The organism is Streptomyces sp. MMBL 11-1, from assembly GCF_028622875.1.
Lineage (GTDB): Bacteria > Actinomycetota > Actinomycetes > Streptomycetales > Streptomycetaceae > Streptomyces.
Genome location: NZ_CP117709.1, coordinates 7,064,024 through 7,078,206, shown reverse-complemented (window position 1 = coordinate 7,078,206; position 14,183 = coordinate 7,064,024). Strand labels below are relative to the sequence as shown.

The following is a 14,183-nucleotide window of genomic DNA, read 5'->3' as shown; positions in this document are numbered from 1 at the left end:
CAGCGCACCCGGGTACGGGCCGCGCGCGCCGCGCCGGGACACGGTCGCGGCGCCCCGGTGCCCTCGGGCCACGGGCTCGCGGGACCACGGTTGTGCGGGATGACGGACGACGGATGACGGGGATCGAGCGAGGAGGCCGGGGTGCCGGTGGAGGTCACTTGGTGGGGTCATGCCACCTGCACCATCGAGGACTCGGGGGTGCGCGTGCTGACCGACCCCCTGTTCGTACGGCGTCTCGCGCATCTGCGCCGCCGCCGGGGCGAGGTACCGCCACCGCGGGCCGCGGTCGCCGACGTGGTGCTGGTCTCCCATCTGCACTCCGACCATCTGCATCTGCCGTCGCTGGCCCGGCTGGCTCCCGGGACCCGGCTGGTCGTGCCGAGCGGGGCGGTGGCGGCCGTGCCGGGACTGCGGAGGCTGCGGCAGCTGCGCATCACCGAGGTGAGGCCGGGCGACACGGTGCGGATCGGCGAGGTGCGGGTGCGGGCGGTCCCCGCCCTGCACGACGGGCGGCGACTGCCGGTCGGGCCGCACCGGGCTCCGGCGCTCGGGTATGTGATCGAGGGCGAGGCCCGGACGTATTTCGCCGGGGACACGGGCCTCTTCGACGGGATGGCCGACGCGGTGGGGCCGGTGGACGTGGCGCTGCTGCCGGTGGGCGGCTGGGGGCCCTACCTGGGGCACAGCCATCTGGACCCGGCCCGCGCCGCCGAGGCGCTGACCCGTCTCGCGCCGAGGTCCGCGGTGCCGGTGCACTACGGCACGTACTGGCCGATCGGTCTGGACGGGGTGCGCCCGCACGAGTTCCACGCGCCGGGTGACGAGTTCGTACGGCATGCGGCGAAGCTGGCGCCCGAGGTGACCGTGCATCTGCTGGGGCACGGCGAACGCGTCAGACCGGAGGCAGGCCGGTGATCCAGGAGATCCAGCAGGCGGTGCGGGAGCTGCCCGCCGAGTCGACCCAGCAGGCGATCGGCTATCCGACCCTGTTCGCCCTGGTGGCGCTGGGGTCCCTGGTGCCGGTGGTGCCGACGGGGGCGCTGGTGAGTTCGGCGGCGGTGGTGGCCTTCCACCAGACGTCGCCGCTCGCCCTGCTCTTCGTGTTCCTGGTGGCGTCGGCGGCCGCGTTCCTCGGGGACATCTGCCTGTACTGGCTGGGGCAGCGGGGGGTCCGGTCGAGGAACGGCTCGAAGTGGCTGGGGGCGATCACCCGCCGGGCCGCGCCGGAGCGGCTGGCCCGGGCGCAGGAGAAGCTGGAGGAGCACGGCGGGACGGTGCTGGTGCTGTCCCGCCTCGTGCCGGCCGGCCGGATCCCGGTGATGCTGGCGTGTCTGCTGGGCAGGATGCCGCTGCGGCAGTTCGCCCGGGGCGACGTTCCGGCCTGTCTCGCCTGGGCGGCGACGTACCAGCTGATCGGCATCCTGGGCGGTTCGCTGTTCCCGGAGCCGTGGCAGGGAGTGGTCGCGGCGGTCGCGCTGACGCTGCTGATCAGCGGGGTTCCGGCGCTGTGGCGCAGGTTGCGGTCGCGGTTCGGCCAGGGGACGGGCGACGCGACGGGCTGAACGTTCTGCCCCGACCCGACGGGCTGAACGTTCAGCCCGTCGGGTCGCCCGCGCGAGCGGCCGTGACGCCTCGCCGGCGCCCCTGAGCCCGGCTTCTCCGCCGGCTCCGGCTTCCCGGCGACCATGGTCAGCGCAGCGCGCCGAACACCGCGGCGAAGCCGTCCAGCGCCCGCGCCACATGCGCGAGCTCCAGGGGTTTCGCGGCGGTGAGGGACTCCGTCCGCTGCCCCGGCGTGGCCCCCAGCAGCGGCCCGGTGCCCAGGCGTACCCGCAGGGCTCCCAGCTCGTCCCCGAAGCGGTGACCGCCCGGGGCCGGTGCGCCGAGCCGGTCGGTGAGGTACTCCTCCAGCTCCATGGAGTCCGTCACGCCCAGGCCCGCCAGCCGGGAGCGCAACGGACCCAGGTCGGCATAGAGGTGACGGCCCGCCTGCGGGGGGCGGGCCAGCGCGCCGGAGCCGAGGACCGCTCGGTGGGCGGCGGCGGCGACCTCGGCCTGGAGAGCGGCGGCCCCGCGGATCCGCTCGCGTACGGACTCCGGCTCCCCCAGGGCGTGGGCGGCGGCCCGGGCGACCGGAGCGGCGACGAGGGCGCCGAGCGCGGTGAGGATGTCCAGGGTGCGGGCGTGCCGGACGGCGGCCCGGGCGGTGTCCGGGAAGCGGGCGACGGCGACCGGCCAGGCGGCCGGTACGAGGGCTCCGGACAGGTCGCTGAGCACCGTGACGTCGTCCGGGCACATCTCCGCGGGGCTGAGCAGGACGGTGTCACGGGGCCGGTGCACGGTGTCGCGCCAGGTCTCGTCGCTGATGATGTGCAGGCCTTCCCCGACCGCCGCCTCGCACGCCTCGTGGACCAGTTCGGGCGGGGCGACGGTGGCCGTCGGGTCGTCCACGACGGACAGCAGCAGCAGTTTCGGCCGGCCGCCCTCCGCGCGGACCCTGCGGACGGTCTCCAGCAGGGCGTACGGGTCGGGCACGCCGCCGCATTCGGCCGGGGTCGGCACGTGGTAGGCGGGGCGGCCCAGCAGGCGGGCCTGCGGCATCCAGGCGGCCGGGCAGGGGCGCGGCATGAGGACATCGCCGCCGTGGGCGCCGATCAGGGCCAGCAGGAGCGGCTGGGCGCCGGGGGCGGCGGCGATGCCGCCCGCCGTACCGTGCAGTCCGCGCCTGTCCCAGTAGCCGAGGGCCGCCTCGCGCAGGACCGGCCCTCCCCCGGGTGGTTCCGGGCGGGTCCGGTCGGAGGCGGCGGCGAGGACGGCGGCCAGTTCGGGGAGGACCGGGAGGCAGGGGTCGGGGGCGGGCGGCCCGTAGCGCACGGGGCCGTGGTTCTCGTGCGCGGGTGCGTGGTCCTCGGTCCCGTGCATCCGGCTCTCCTCCGCCACTCTTCGCTCGACGTCCGCGGCGACTGCGCCGCGCCGCCCGGGAACATCGGCTCCGGATCCGGGTTCTCCGGCTTCGCTCTCCGGGTCGACGGCCTCCGACACGTTGGGTCGACCGCCGCTGGCTTCTTTATGTCGACGGCCGCTGGCTTCTTTATACGGAGGATCCGGGCCGCCCGCCCGCCCAGTCGCGCGCCCCCGCCGGGGCGGTCGCCGCGTGCGCCGTTCTACCGGTCGGTGCGGGACACGTGGCCGGGGTCTCAGCGCGCCTGCTGGTTCAGCGTGGCCGGGCCGGGTATTCGCTGAGCCATGTCCTCACCGAGAACCTCATCCGCCACCGCCGCCGCTCCCGCCGTCGCCCGGTTGCGCGGCTGGCTGCAGGGGCGGGACCTGGCCGTCTTCCGGAGCGTCGCGGACCGGCACTGGCCGGGCGCCGACCCGCTGCTGCCGCGGCTGAGCCGGAGCGCCAACCACGGGCTGCTCTGGTTCGGGGCGGCGGCCGGCATCGCGGCCCTCGGCAGCAGTGCGCGCTCGCGCCGGGCCGCGCTGCGCGGGGTGGCGTCCCTCGCCGTGGCCTCCGCGGCGATCAACACGGTCGGCAAGGGCGCGGTGCGCCGCGAGCGGCCGGTGGCGGATCTGGTGCCGGTGGTCCGCCAGCTCAAGCGGCAGCCGGTCACGACCTCCTTCCCTTCGGGCCATGCGGCGTCGGCGGCGGCCTTCGCCACCGGGGTGGCCCTGGAGTCCAAGGGCTGGGGCGCGGTCGTGGCCCCGGTCGCGGTGGCCGTGGCGGCCTCCCGCGTCTACACCGGGGTCCACTATCCGAGCGATGTGCTGGCGGGTGCGGCGCTCGGCATAGGAGCCGCGTTCGCGCTGCGGGGGGTCGTGCCCACCCGAGGCCAGCTGCCCGCTCCGGGCCGTCCGCCGGGCGAGGCCCCGGCGCTGCCCGCGGGGAAGGACCTCGTCGTGGTGGTGAACCAGGAGTCGGGCACGGCCATCGCGACCGCGCAGCTGGTGCGCGAGGCGCTGCCCGCGGCGAAGGTGGTGGAGGTGCCTCCCGAGGAGCTGTCGGCGGCTCTGGACGAGGCGGCGGGCCAGGGCCGGGCGCTGGGCGTCTGCGGAGGCGACGGCACGGTGAACCTGGCGGCCTCCGTGGCGGCGACGCACGGGATGCCGCTGGCGGTCTTCCCCGGCGGCACGCTCAACCACTTCGCCTACGACCTGGGCATCGAGACCGTCCACGACACCGCCGCCGCCCTGACGGCGGGGGACGCGATCCGGGTGGACCTCGGCCGCTTCCGGCCGGGACCGAAGGGCGAGGAGGGGGCGGACGGCTATTTCCTCAACGCCTTCTCGCTGGGCGTCTATCCGGATCTGGTGCGCACCCGCGAGCACTGGTCGCCCCGGATCGGCGGCTGGCCCGCGGGCCTGCTCGCGGCGTTCCACGTGCTGCGCGGACAGCGGCCGCTGGAGGCGGAACTGCAGGGCCGCAGGCGGCCGTTGTGGCTTCTCTTCGTCGGCAACGGGCTCTTCCAGCGGGTCGGGCCCGCCCCGGGCCGCCGCCATAATCTGGCGGACGGACTGCTGGACGTCCGTGTGGTGCACGGCGGCCGGACACCGGCGCTGCGCCTGCTGGCGGCGGCGGTGGCGGGACCGCTGACCCGCTCCCCCGCCCATGCCGCCGTGCGGCGCCGCCGGGTGCGGATCGGCGGCCTCGCGCCGGGGACTCCGTACGCGTACGACGGTGAAGTGGCGCACTCCGGAACGGAATTGACGATCGACAAACTGCCGGAGGCGCTGACCGTCTACTGCCCGATGCCGGCCTGACCCGGACCAGCCGGTCCACATGGCAAGACGCGTATCTCATCATTCGACATCGCGGCGTACGGTGGTCCCTGTCGCCGCGCCCGTCGGCGCGAGGTTTTCGGGAGAGGACGCAACGCCATGCCGAAGGAGACCGCCGTGTACACGCACGGCCACCACGAGTCGGTTCTGCGCTCGCACCGCTGGCGGACCGCCACCAACTCGGCGGCGTACCTCCTCGACGAACTCCGCCCCGGCCTGGCCGTGCTGGACGTCGGCTGCGGCCCCGGTACGATCACCGCCGATCTGGCCGCACTGGTCGCGCCGGGCCGGGTCACCGCGGTGGACACCGCCGACGACATTCTCGGCCAGGCCGCCGCGGTGGCGGCCGAACGGGGCCTGAAGAACGTCGAGTTCGCGGTGGCCGACGTCCACGCCCTGGACTACCCGGACGACTCGTTCGACGTGGTCCACGCCCACCAGGTGCTCCAGCACGTGGGCGACCCGGTCCAGGCGCTGCGCGAGATGCGGCGCGTCTGCCGCCCCGGCGGTGTGGTCGCGGCGCGCGACAGCGACTACGCGGCGATGACCTGGTACCCGGAGACTCCCGGCCTCGGGGAGTGGCAGGAGGTGTACGGCAGGGTGGCTCGCGGCAACGGAGGCGAGCCGGACGCCGGGCGCAGGCTCCTTTCGTGGGCGCGGCGGGCCGGGTTCACCGATATCACCCCGACCGCGGCCGCGTGGTGTTTCGCCACCCCGGAGAGCCGCGCCTGGTGGAGCGGACTGTGGGCGGACCGTACGACGGACTCGGTCTACGCCGAACTCGCCGTCCGGGGCGACCACGCGAGCGCCGAGCAGCTCACCGCCATCGCGGGGGCCTGGCGCTCCTGGGGCGAGGAGGACGACGGCTGGTTCATGGTCCCGCACGGCGAGGTGCTCTGCCGGGTGTGACGTCAGCCATCCCCATCAGGGGCGGCGCCATCGCATGACGTGACCGGTCGCCCAAAACCGCTCGTCGCCCGCGGGCTCCGAGCCGTTCCGCACCTCGGCCGGCCCCCGGACCGGAGCGAGAGGACTGCGGCGGACCCGAATCGATCACGCCCGAGGCGGCCGCCAACTACCCTCGTACACATGGAGATCCTCGGAACCACGCTGCGTATCTGCGTCGACGACCTGGAGGCCTCGGTGGCCTTCTACGAGGGGCTGACGGGCACGTCGGCCCTGCGCTTCGAGCGCGGTGGGGTGTCGGTGGCCGCGATCGGCTGCTTTCTGCTGATGAGCGGGCCCGAGACGGAGCTGGAGGTGCTGCGCAAGGTGGGCGCGACCATCGCCGTCAAGGACGTCGACGAGGCGAGCGCGGCGCTGACCAGGGCGGGTGCGCGGGTCATCGCGGGGCCGGTGCCGACCCCGGCCGGGCGTAACCTCATCGCGCTGCACCCGGACGGCTCGGTCTTCGAGTACGTGGACCGCAACGTCACCGTCTGACCGGCGGCCAGGGTCCGGGCGAGGAGCAGCCGGAAGCCTCCGCGCTCACGGATCGCCCCCGGCGGCCCCGGTCAGCGGCGTCCGGACCGCCCCGGGCCGTCCGGCGGACAGGTGTGCCGTTCGGGGCCCGCGGGAGGGTTGGGGCGGGGGCCTCGGTCACTTGCCCCTTCGGCGGAAGAGGTAGCCGCCGCAGCCGAGGCCGATCAGGAACATGGCCAGCAGCGCGAACCACAGGGGCATCGTCACCTCGGGGATCAGCATCCGGATGGTGACCTTGTTCGTGTTCACGCAGATGAACACGATGACGAGCACGACCACCACGGCGACCACGACGCGCCCCGGAGTGAGCCACCCCGTTCCGCGCCCGCTGCCGCTCGATACGTCCTTGGGGCTCATGGTCAGGCCCTTCCGCTCGCTGCTCGCCGTCCGGCCCGCCGTCGTGCGCGCGACCGCCCCCGGGATCCCAGCATGTCGGGCCGCCGGGCCCGGGGGGCGGTGGTGTACGGCCGTTCGGGTGAACGGGGCGGCGGGCGTCAGCCGGCCGGGACGACCGGGAGTTCCAGTACGCCGGTGTCCTCGGGGGCGTGGACGACGGTGACGGGCTTGACGCCCCGGTTGCCGAAGTAGGCGGTGTCGCTGGCGGCGATCACGAACTCCAGGCGGTGCCCCTTCGCGTACCGGTGGACGATGCCGGGCAGCTCCACCGTGAACGGCCGGGTGACGTCGGGGATCCTGACCGGGGAGACGAGCCGGTTCACCAGCGTACGGCCGCCGTCGGGCGCGACGTCGTAGACCTTGGCGAACAGGACGAGCTTGTCGGAGGCGTCGCCGCTGTTCTGGACCCGTTCCGTCATCGGCGAGACGACCTTCAGGGTGGCCTTCGGCGCGCCGACGACGTCGAGGGGCTCGGTGAGGGGTTCGCTGCGCCAGCCGAGGTAGGTTCCCCTGGTGTCGTACGGCTCGGGGTCGGGCAGTCCGATCAGCGGGGCGATGGAGCTCTCGGAGTGGCTCGTGGGCACGAGCCAATTGGTGTACTGGCGGCTGCCGCGCGCCACCTTGGAGCGGTTGTCGACGAGTTTGCCGTCGCCGGAGAGGTACAGGGAGTGCGAGAGCGCGGGCACGTCGGCGGCGGAGCCGTAGCCGCTCCGCCAGTCCCGGTAGTAGGAGAAGGCGGGTCCGGTGTCGGTGTCCGTCTTCCGGTGGAGGTAGCGGTCGAACCAGGCCAGTACCCGTTGTCCGACGTGGCTGGTCTCCAGATTGCCCTGGCTCAGGTCGAGTTCGCCGGGGACCTGGCCGCCGCTGTGACCCCAGGCCTGCCAGATCATCTTCGTCTCGGTGCCCTGCTCCTTGAGCGTCCGGTAGGTGGCGGTGGCCTCGTTGAGGTTGAACAGGCTGTCGGCCTGGCCCTGGACGATGAGCGTGGGGGCCTCGACCCGGTCGAGGTAGGAGACGGGCGAGACGCTGCGCGCGTAGGCGAGCATCTTCTCGGTCCGGTCGGCGGGGTAGCGGCCGGAGTTGAGCAGCCGGATGGTCTCGCAGGCGCGGGTGGCGAAGTGCAGGCAGTCCAGCCGGTTGACGCGGGAGGGGTCCAGGTTCGGGTTGAGGAGCGGCTGGCCCTCGCCGATCAGGTAGAAGCCGTTGGTCCACTGCCACTTGAAGACGCCCGGGGTGTCGGAGGTGACGCCGGTGCGCGCCCCGGTGTTGTTCGGGGCCAGTGCGTAGCCGAGGTCGTTCCAGGTGATCAGCGGGACGAGGGCGTCGACGCGGGGATCGACGGCGGCGGTCGCCAGCTGGATCGCGCCTCCGTAGGAGCCGCCGATCATGCCGACCCGCGGGTCGCCGTCGGCGTCCCTGGTGACGAAGTCGGCCTTGGTCCCGTCGTCGGCCGCGCGAACTCCCCCGAGGAAGTCCAGGAGTTCGGTCGCGGCCTCGCCGTCGATGGCGGGGTCGTCGAGGGTGATCAGGCAGCCGGACCCGCCGAAGCCGAGACCCGAGTAGACGAGCCCGACGTAGCCTCGCTCGGCGAAGGCCCTGCCGATGGCGTCGGTGGAGCCGTCGGACTTGCTGCCGCCGAAGCCGTTGGTGGCGAGGACGGCGGGGGCGGGGCTGTCCGCGTCGGCCCCGGCGGGCCGGTAGAGGTCGGCGTCCACCGTGCAGGCACGGTCGCCCGCCTCGACGGTGAACGTCAGCGGGGTGACGGTGTACGGATCGGCATCGGCGTGGGCCGGGCCGGCGAGGACGAGGGGGGCGACGAGGGCCGCCCCGGCGACCGCCACGAGCGGGCCGCGCACTCTGGAAACAGCACCTGACACGAAGACCTCCACACCGAGGACACCTTACCGACCGGTAAGTATTGGGTCGCGCCCATGCTGTGACACCGCTCGGAGCCGTGTCAACGCATCGGTCAGCGGTACTTGACGGACGTTCACGTTCCCCGCACGAGAACACACATCCGGGCGGCCGTGCGGACAGCGACGTGGACGCGGGACGCGGATACGGAACGCGGATACGGGTGGGACCGGGCTGGGCCGGGCGGCCGAGGAGGAGGGTGGGTCAGCGCAGGGCGGGGGCGTCGACGGTCAGCGTGCAACGCCCGCCGTCCGCCGGTGCGTCGAGCACCGCGGGCACACCCAGGGGGATCGTCAGCGCGGTCGGACCGTGCCCGAAGCCCAGCTCCTCGACCACGGGTATGCCCAGCGGACCGAGCCGGTCGGCGAGCACGGCGCGGATCTTCTCGTACGGGCCGCACTCCTGCCAGGACCCGCAGGCCACCCCGGCGACTCCGTCCAGGGCTCCGGTCCGCAGGAGCCGGGTGAGGATGCCGTCCAGCCGATAGGGCTCCTCCCCGGTGTCCTCGATCACCAGCAGTCCGCCCCGGGCGTGGGTCCGGCCGCCCGGGGCGCCGGTTCCGGCGGCGAGCAGGCTGACGCAACCGCCGTACAGGACGCCCCGCGCCCGACCGGGGACCAGCGCCCCGGCCGACTCCAGGCCGAGGACGGTCACGGTCTCCGGCGCGAAGAGCGTGGCGCGCAGGTGCTCACGGGTCGCCGCGTCCCTGAGGAACGTCTCGGTGGCGACCATCGGCCCGTGCAGGGTCGCGAACCCGGCCCGCAGGGCGAACGCCTCGTGCAGCACCGTGATGTCGCTGTAGCCGACGAACACCTTGGGCCCGGCGGCCCGGACCGCCGCCCAGTCGACCAGGTCGACCATCCGGTGCGCGCCGTAGCCGCCCCGGGCGCACAGCACGGCCTCCACGGACGGGTCGCACCACGCCTGCTGAAGATCCTCCGCGCGGCCCGCGTCCGACCCGGCGAGGTAGTCCAACTCCGGGTGTGTGGTGAGGACATGGCCACCGATGACGGGTTCGAGGCCCCAGTCGCGCAGGACGGCGAGCCCCTCCTCCAGCCGGTCGGCGGGGACGGGGCCGCTGGGCGCGACGACGGCGACCCGGGAGCCGGGGCGCAGCCGGGACGGCCGGGCGAGAGGCGCCGGAAAGCCGTGCTCCTCGCGGGTCACGTGGTCAGCTCCAGGGGCGGTACGTCGGGGCGCTCGATGCCGAACGTCTGAGCGTAGAGGGAGAGTTCGGCCTCCAGTGCGCGGACCAGGGTCTCCACCCGGCGGAATCCGTGCCCCTCCCCCTCGAAGGCGATATAGGCGTGGGCGACGCCCCGGCCGGCGAGGGCGGCGAGGAACCGCTCGCTCTGGGCGGGCGGGCAGATCACGTCGTCCAGACCCTGGAGCAGCAGGAAGGGGGTGTTCAGCCGGTCGGTCCGGTGGAGCGGCGAGCGTTCCCGGTAGCGCTCGGGCACCTCGGCGAACGGGCCGACGAGGGACTCCAGGTACCGCGACTCGAAGTCGTGGGTCTCGTCCGTGGCCCACCCTTCGAGATCCAGGATCGGGTAGAGGATCGTCCCGCAGGCGTAGAGGTCCGTGCTGGTCAGCGAGGCGGCGGTGGTCCAGCCACCCGCGCTGCCGCCCCGGATCGCGAGCTTGTCCGGGTCGGCGGCGCCCTCCTCGACGAGGGCCGAGGCGACGGCCGCGCAGTCGGCCACGTCGACCACGCCCCACTGGCCGCGCAGGCGTTCGCGGTAGCCGCGGCCGTAGCCGGTGGACCCGCCGTAGTTGACCTCGGCCACGCCGATGCCGCGCGAGGTGAAGTAGGCGATCTCCAGGTCGAGGACGAGCGGGGCGTGGCCGGTGGGCCCGCCGTGTGCCCAGACGACGTACGGGGGCTTCTCGCCCTCGGGGCCGGTGCGGTCGGGGCTGTGCGGCGGGTAGATGTGGGCGTGGATCTCGCGGCCGTCGGGACCCGCGAAGGTGCGGTCCTCGGGCACCGGGTAGTACGCGGGGTCGACCGCGTCGTGGTGGGGTGCGCCGATGACGCGGGTGTGCCCGGTCGCGGTGTCCAGCTCGACGATCTCGGGGCCGCCGCGGGGGCCGGCCGCGACCCCGACGACCCGGCTGCCGTGGACGGCGAGCGTGTCGGCCCAGGCGGTCCAGGGGCCCGGCACGTCGGCGAGTTCGCCGGTCTCCGGGTCGAGGATGCCGAGCCGCATGTCGCCCCTGCCGTGCAGGACGGCGACCAGCCCGTTGTCCAGCGGATGGAACCAGCGCAGCCCGATCTTCCAGAGCGCCCCGCCGAACTCCTCGCCCCGGGGCGGCAGGAGGCGGCTGCTGGGGAACGCGCCGCCCGCAGGAGCGTCGGGGCGGATGCGCTGGAGCTCCCACCAGTCGGCGAGGTCGGAGACGAACAGGAGACTGCCGTCGCGGTCCCACTCCACCTGGCAGACCGATTCGTCGAGGTCGCCGACGAGGGGCCGTACGCCGGTGAACTCACCCGAGTCGTCGATGTCCGCCAGCATGACCACCGTGCCGTCCCACGGCATCCGGGGGTGGTCCCAGGCGATCCAGGCCGCCCGCCGCCCGTCGTGGGAGACCTTGGGCCCGGTGACGAAGCGGTGCCGGTCGTCGGAGAGTTCACGGACCGCCGCGCGGTCGTTGGCCGCCGAGCCGTCGAGCGGTACGGCGGCGACGACGCGTCGCACGTCGGTGGGCGCGGGCCCGGTGAACTCCTCCAGCACGCACCAGACTTCGCCCGATGCCCCGTGTTCCGGCCGCACCTGCGGGTCCACCCAGCGCAGTCCGCCGCCGACGTCCGAGACCGGGGTGAGCGGCCACGGCTCGCCGGGCCCGTCGGGGGCGTGGGCGTAGAGCCTCTGGTCGGGGAAGTGGACGAACACCACGAGGATTTCGCCGTCCTCGCGCACGGTGCCGGCCCAGGGCTGCCCGCCGTATTCGATCACCCGGCTGCGGGTGTTCCAGGGGGCGGGCAGCACGGGGGCGGTGGTGCCGTCGGCGCGGCGGCGCATCAGTGCGCGCCGGCCGTCCTCGGCGGGGCGCGGCTCGGTCCACCACACCTCGTCCCCGACGGTGCCGAGGTGGTCGGGGCGGCCGTCGTGCGAGGCGGCGAGTGCCGCGTCGACGGGCGACGGCCAGGTTCCGTACGGGGCTGCTGGCACGGTGTTCACGTAGGTCGGTCCCCCCGGGGCACGGATCGGGTCGGCAGGCGGTCAGGCAGGCGGTCAGGCAGTCAGGCAGTCAGGCAGTCAGGCGGTGCGCAGGTAGTGGTCGAGCACGCGGACGCCGAAGTGGAGGGCGTCGACGGGGACGCGTTCGTCGACGCCGTGGAAGAGCCGCTGGTAGTCGAAGCCGACGGGCAGCTTCAGCGGGGTGAAGCCGTAGCCGGTGATGCCGAGGCGGGAGAACTGCTTGGCGTCGGTGCCGCCCGACATGCAGTACGGGACGGTGTGCGCCTCCGGGTCGAACCGCTCGACGGCGGCGCGCAGTTTGGCGTACGTCGGGGAGTCCACGGGGGCCTCCAGGGCCGTCTCGCGGTGGTAGAACTCCCACGAGACCGCGGGGCCGGTGAGCCGGTCCAGGGTGGCGTGGAACTCGTCGTCGCCGCCGGGGACCATGCGCCCGTCGATGAAGGCGGCGGCATGGCCGGGGATGACGTTGACCTTGTAACCGGCGTCCAGCATCGTCGGGTTGCTGCTGTTGCGGACGGTGTTCTCGACCAGGGATGCGGCCGGGCCGAGCTTGCCCAGGAGTTGGGCGATGTCGAAGCCGGGTTCGTCCAGATCGGCGGTGATGCCGTGCAGGGCGGCGATCTCGATGATCGCGGCGCGGACGGTCGGGGTGAGGCGGATGGGCCACTCGTGCTCGCCGATCCGGGCCACGGCGGCGGCCAGGGTGCTCACCGCGTTCTCCCGGTTGACCTTGGAGCCGTGCCCGGCCCTGCCCTCGGCGGTCAGCTTCAGCCAGCCGGTGCCGCGCTCGCCCGCCGCGATCGGGTACAGCGAGAGACCGTCGCCCGCGTGGAAGGTGAAGGCCCCCGACTCGCTGATGCCCTCCGTGCAGCCCTCGAACAGCCCCGCGTGCTGGTCGGCGAGGAAGCCGGAGCCGTCGGCGGCGCTGTCCTCCTCGTCGGCGGTGTACGCGATGACGATGTCGCGCCGGGGGCGGAAGCCCTCGCGGGCCCAGCCCCGTACGACGGAGAGGACCATCGCGTCCATGTTCTTCATGTCGACGGCACCCCTCCCCCACACGACTCCGTCGCACACCTCGCCGGAGAAGGGGTGCACGCTCCAGTCGGCGGGCTCGGCGGGCACCACGTCGAGGTGGCCGTGGACGAGCAGCGCGTCGGCCGACGGATCGGTGCCGGGGATCCGGGCGACCACGTTGGTCCGGCCGGGGGTCCGCTCCAGCAGCGTCGGCTCGATTCCGGTGTCGGCGAGCCGCTGGGCGACGTACTCGGCGGCCGGGCGCTCACGGCAGTCGCCGCCGCCCCGGTTGGTGGTGTCGATGCGGATGAGTTCGGAGGTGAACGTCACCACCTCGTCGAGGGCCTGCCGGTCCACGGGGCCGAGCAGGTCGGGGACGTCAGCCATACTGTTCCTCCACAGCGGCCGACACGATCGTCGTCACCGCCTTGAACGTGCGAATTCCTTCGTACATCGTCGCGCTGGTGTACGCCACGCGCCTCTCCCCGCTCGCCGCCACGCCGGGGACCACGGTCGCCGCGGCCGCCAGATGTTCGGCGTCGAACTCCAGCTCCACGGTGAACGAGGAACCGGTGACGGGCTCCCGCCGGCCCGCGAGGGCGCAGGCCGTCTTCGCCGCCGCCCTGATGTCGGCGGCGGTACGGGCGGGGGTGCGGCACACCGCGGCGTAGCGGGACACGTAGTCCTTGACGGCGACCTTCCGGGCGTCGGGGGCGTATCCCTGGGCGTCCACGCAGGTCAGATCGTCTCCGGTGACGAGCACGACGGGCACGCCGTACTCGGCGGCGACGTGCGCGTTGAGCAGCCCCTCGCTCGCGCGGACGCCGTTCAGCCAGACGCCGGTGATGGAGTTGGCGAGGTAGGTGTGGGCGAGGACGCCCTCCGTACCGGCTCCGGTGTGGTAGCCGACGAAGGCCACCGCGTCCACGTCACCGTGCTGGATGCCTTCCACCATGGACAGCGACTTGTGCTTGCCGGTGAGCATCTGGACCCGTTCGTCCATGCGCTCCAGCAGCAGGTTGCGCATCGACCAGTGGGCCTCGTTGACCAGGACCTCGTCGGCACCGCCGTCCAGGAAGCCGAGCGCGGCCGCGTTCACGTCCGAGGTGAACATCGACCGGCAGCGCTCCCACTGCGGCGTCCCCGGCAGCACGTCGGCCGGCCAGGTCACTCCGGTGGCGCCTTCCATGTCCGCGCTGATGAGGATCTTCATGCCGCCACACCGTACGCGCCGTGAGCGGCGTGGGCCAGGGAGGGGCGGCCGGCGGGGCGGCCCGTCAGAGGTCCAGTCCGCCGAAGGTCCCTCCGGTGGTCCCGTCGTCGGTCCCTCCGGTGGTCCCGTCGTCGCTCCCGCCGCCTCCGTCGCTCCTCCCGCCGCTGGGCGTCTTCGGGCGCCCG

The 14,183-nt window shown here is 73.9% G+C and carries 12 protein-coding genes; 5 read left to right on the top strand and 7 right to left on the bottom strand.

Annotated features, from left to right (window positions below):
* Positions 1-141 precede the first annotated feature (141 nt).
* A complete protein-coding gene (locus tag PSQ21_RS31265; protein WP_274034661.1) occupies positions 142-915 on the top strand; it encodes an MBL fold metallo-hydrolase in 774 nt (257 codons plus the stop codon).
* Complete coding sequence (locus PSQ21_RS31260; RefSeq protein WP_274034660.1) at positions 912-1,562, top strand: DedA family protein; 651 nt, start codon at positions 912-914, stop codon at positions 1,560-1,562. The genes PSQ21_RS31265 and PSQ21_RS31260 overlap by 4 nt, the downstream gene beginning before the upstream one ends.
* A gap of 127 nt (positions 1,563-1,689) precedes the next feature.
* Here the strand turns inward: PSQ21_RS31260 and PSQ21_RS31255 are convergent, their stop codons facing one another.
* Positions 1,690-2,922, bottom strand: a complete 1,233-nt coding sequence (locus tag PSQ21_RS31255) for an aminotransferase class I/II-fold pyridoxal phosphate-dependent enzyme (RefSeq protein ID WP_274034659.1) — start codon at positions 2,920-2,922, stop codon at positions 1,690-1,692.
* A 324-nt stretch (positions 2,923-3,246) separates the two neighbouring features.
* Between PSQ21_RS31255 and PSQ21_RS31250 the strand changes: the two genes are divergently transcribed.
* The 3 genes from PSQ21_RS31250 to PSQ21_RS31240 all read left to right on the top strand — a co-directional run bounded on the left by PSQ21_RS31250 (position 3,247) and on the right by PSQ21_RS31240 (position 6,222).
* Positions 3,247-4,761, top strand: coding sequence for a bifunctional phosphatase PAP2/diacylglycerol kinase family protein (locus PSQ21_RS31250; RefSeq protein WP_274034658.1), 1,515 nt, complete (start codon positions 3,247-3,249; stop codon positions 4,759-4,761).
* Between the two features lie 117 nt (positions 4,762-4,878).
* Positions 4,879-5,688 (top strand): class I SAM-dependent methyltransferase, encoded by an 810-nt coding sequence (locus PSQ21_RS31245; RefSeq protein ID WP_274034657.1) that lies wholly within the window; start codon positions 4,879-4,881, stop codon positions 5,686-5,688.
* 180 nt (positions 5,689-5,868) lie between these two features.
* Positions 5,869-6,222: a VOC family protein gene (locus PSQ21_RS31240; protein ID WP_274034656.1), complete on the top strand. Its 354-nt coding sequence runs from the start codon at positions 5,869-5,871 to the stop codon at positions 6,220-6,222.
* A gap of 156 nt (positions 6,223-6,378) precedes the next feature.
* Here the strand turns inward: PSQ21_RS31240 and PSQ21_RS31235 are convergent, their stop codons facing one another.
* From PSQ21_RS31235 to PSQ21_RS31210, 6 genes are all read right to left on the bottom strand, one after another.
* Complete coding sequence (locus PSQ21_RS31235) at positions 6,379-6,618, bottom strand: LapA family protein (RefSeq protein ID WP_274034655.1); 240 nt, start codon at positions 6,616-6,618, stop codon at positions 6,379-6,381.
* A gap of 137 nt (positions 6,619-6,755) precedes the next feature.
* On the bottom strand, positions 6,756-8,513 hold the full coding sequence (locus PSQ21_RS31230) for a CocE/NonD family hydrolase (RefSeq protein ID WP_274034654.1): 1,758 nt from the start codon (positions 8,511-8,513) through the stop codon (positions 6,756-6,758).
* 262 nt (positions 8,514-8,775) lie between these two features.
* Positions 8,776-9,738 carry a S66 peptidase family protein gene (locus tag PSQ21_RS31225; RefSeq protein ID WP_274034653.1) on the bottom strand — a complete coding sequence of 321 codons (963 nt, stop codon included), beginning with the start codon at positions 9,736-9,738 and terminating at the stop codon, positions 8,776-8,778.
* Positions 9,735-11,750 carry a prolyl oligopeptidase family serine peptidase gene (locus tag PSQ21_RS31220; protein ID WP_274034652.1) on the bottom strand — a complete coding sequence of 672 codons (2,016 nt, stop codon included), beginning with the start codon at positions 11,748-11,750 and terminating at the stop codon, positions 9,735-9,737. The genes PSQ21_RS31225 and PSQ21_RS31220 overlap by 4 nt, the downstream gene beginning before the upstream one ends.
* Before the next feature lie 78 nt (positions 11,751-11,828).
* Complete coding sequence (locus tag PSQ21_RS31215) at positions 11,829-13,172, bottom strand: M20/M25/M40 family metallo-hydrolase (RefSeq protein ID WP_274034651.1); 1,344 nt, start codon at positions 13,170-13,172, stop codon at positions 11,829-11,831.
* Complete coding sequence (locus tag PSQ21_RS31210) at positions 13,165-13,998, bottom strand: M55 family metallopeptidase (protein ID WP_274034650.1); 834 nt, start codon at positions 13,996-13,998, stop codon at positions 13,165-13,167. The genes PSQ21_RS31215 and PSQ21_RS31210 overlap by 8 nt, the downstream gene beginning before the upstream one ends.
* Positions 13,999-14,183 lie beyond the last annotated feature (185 nt).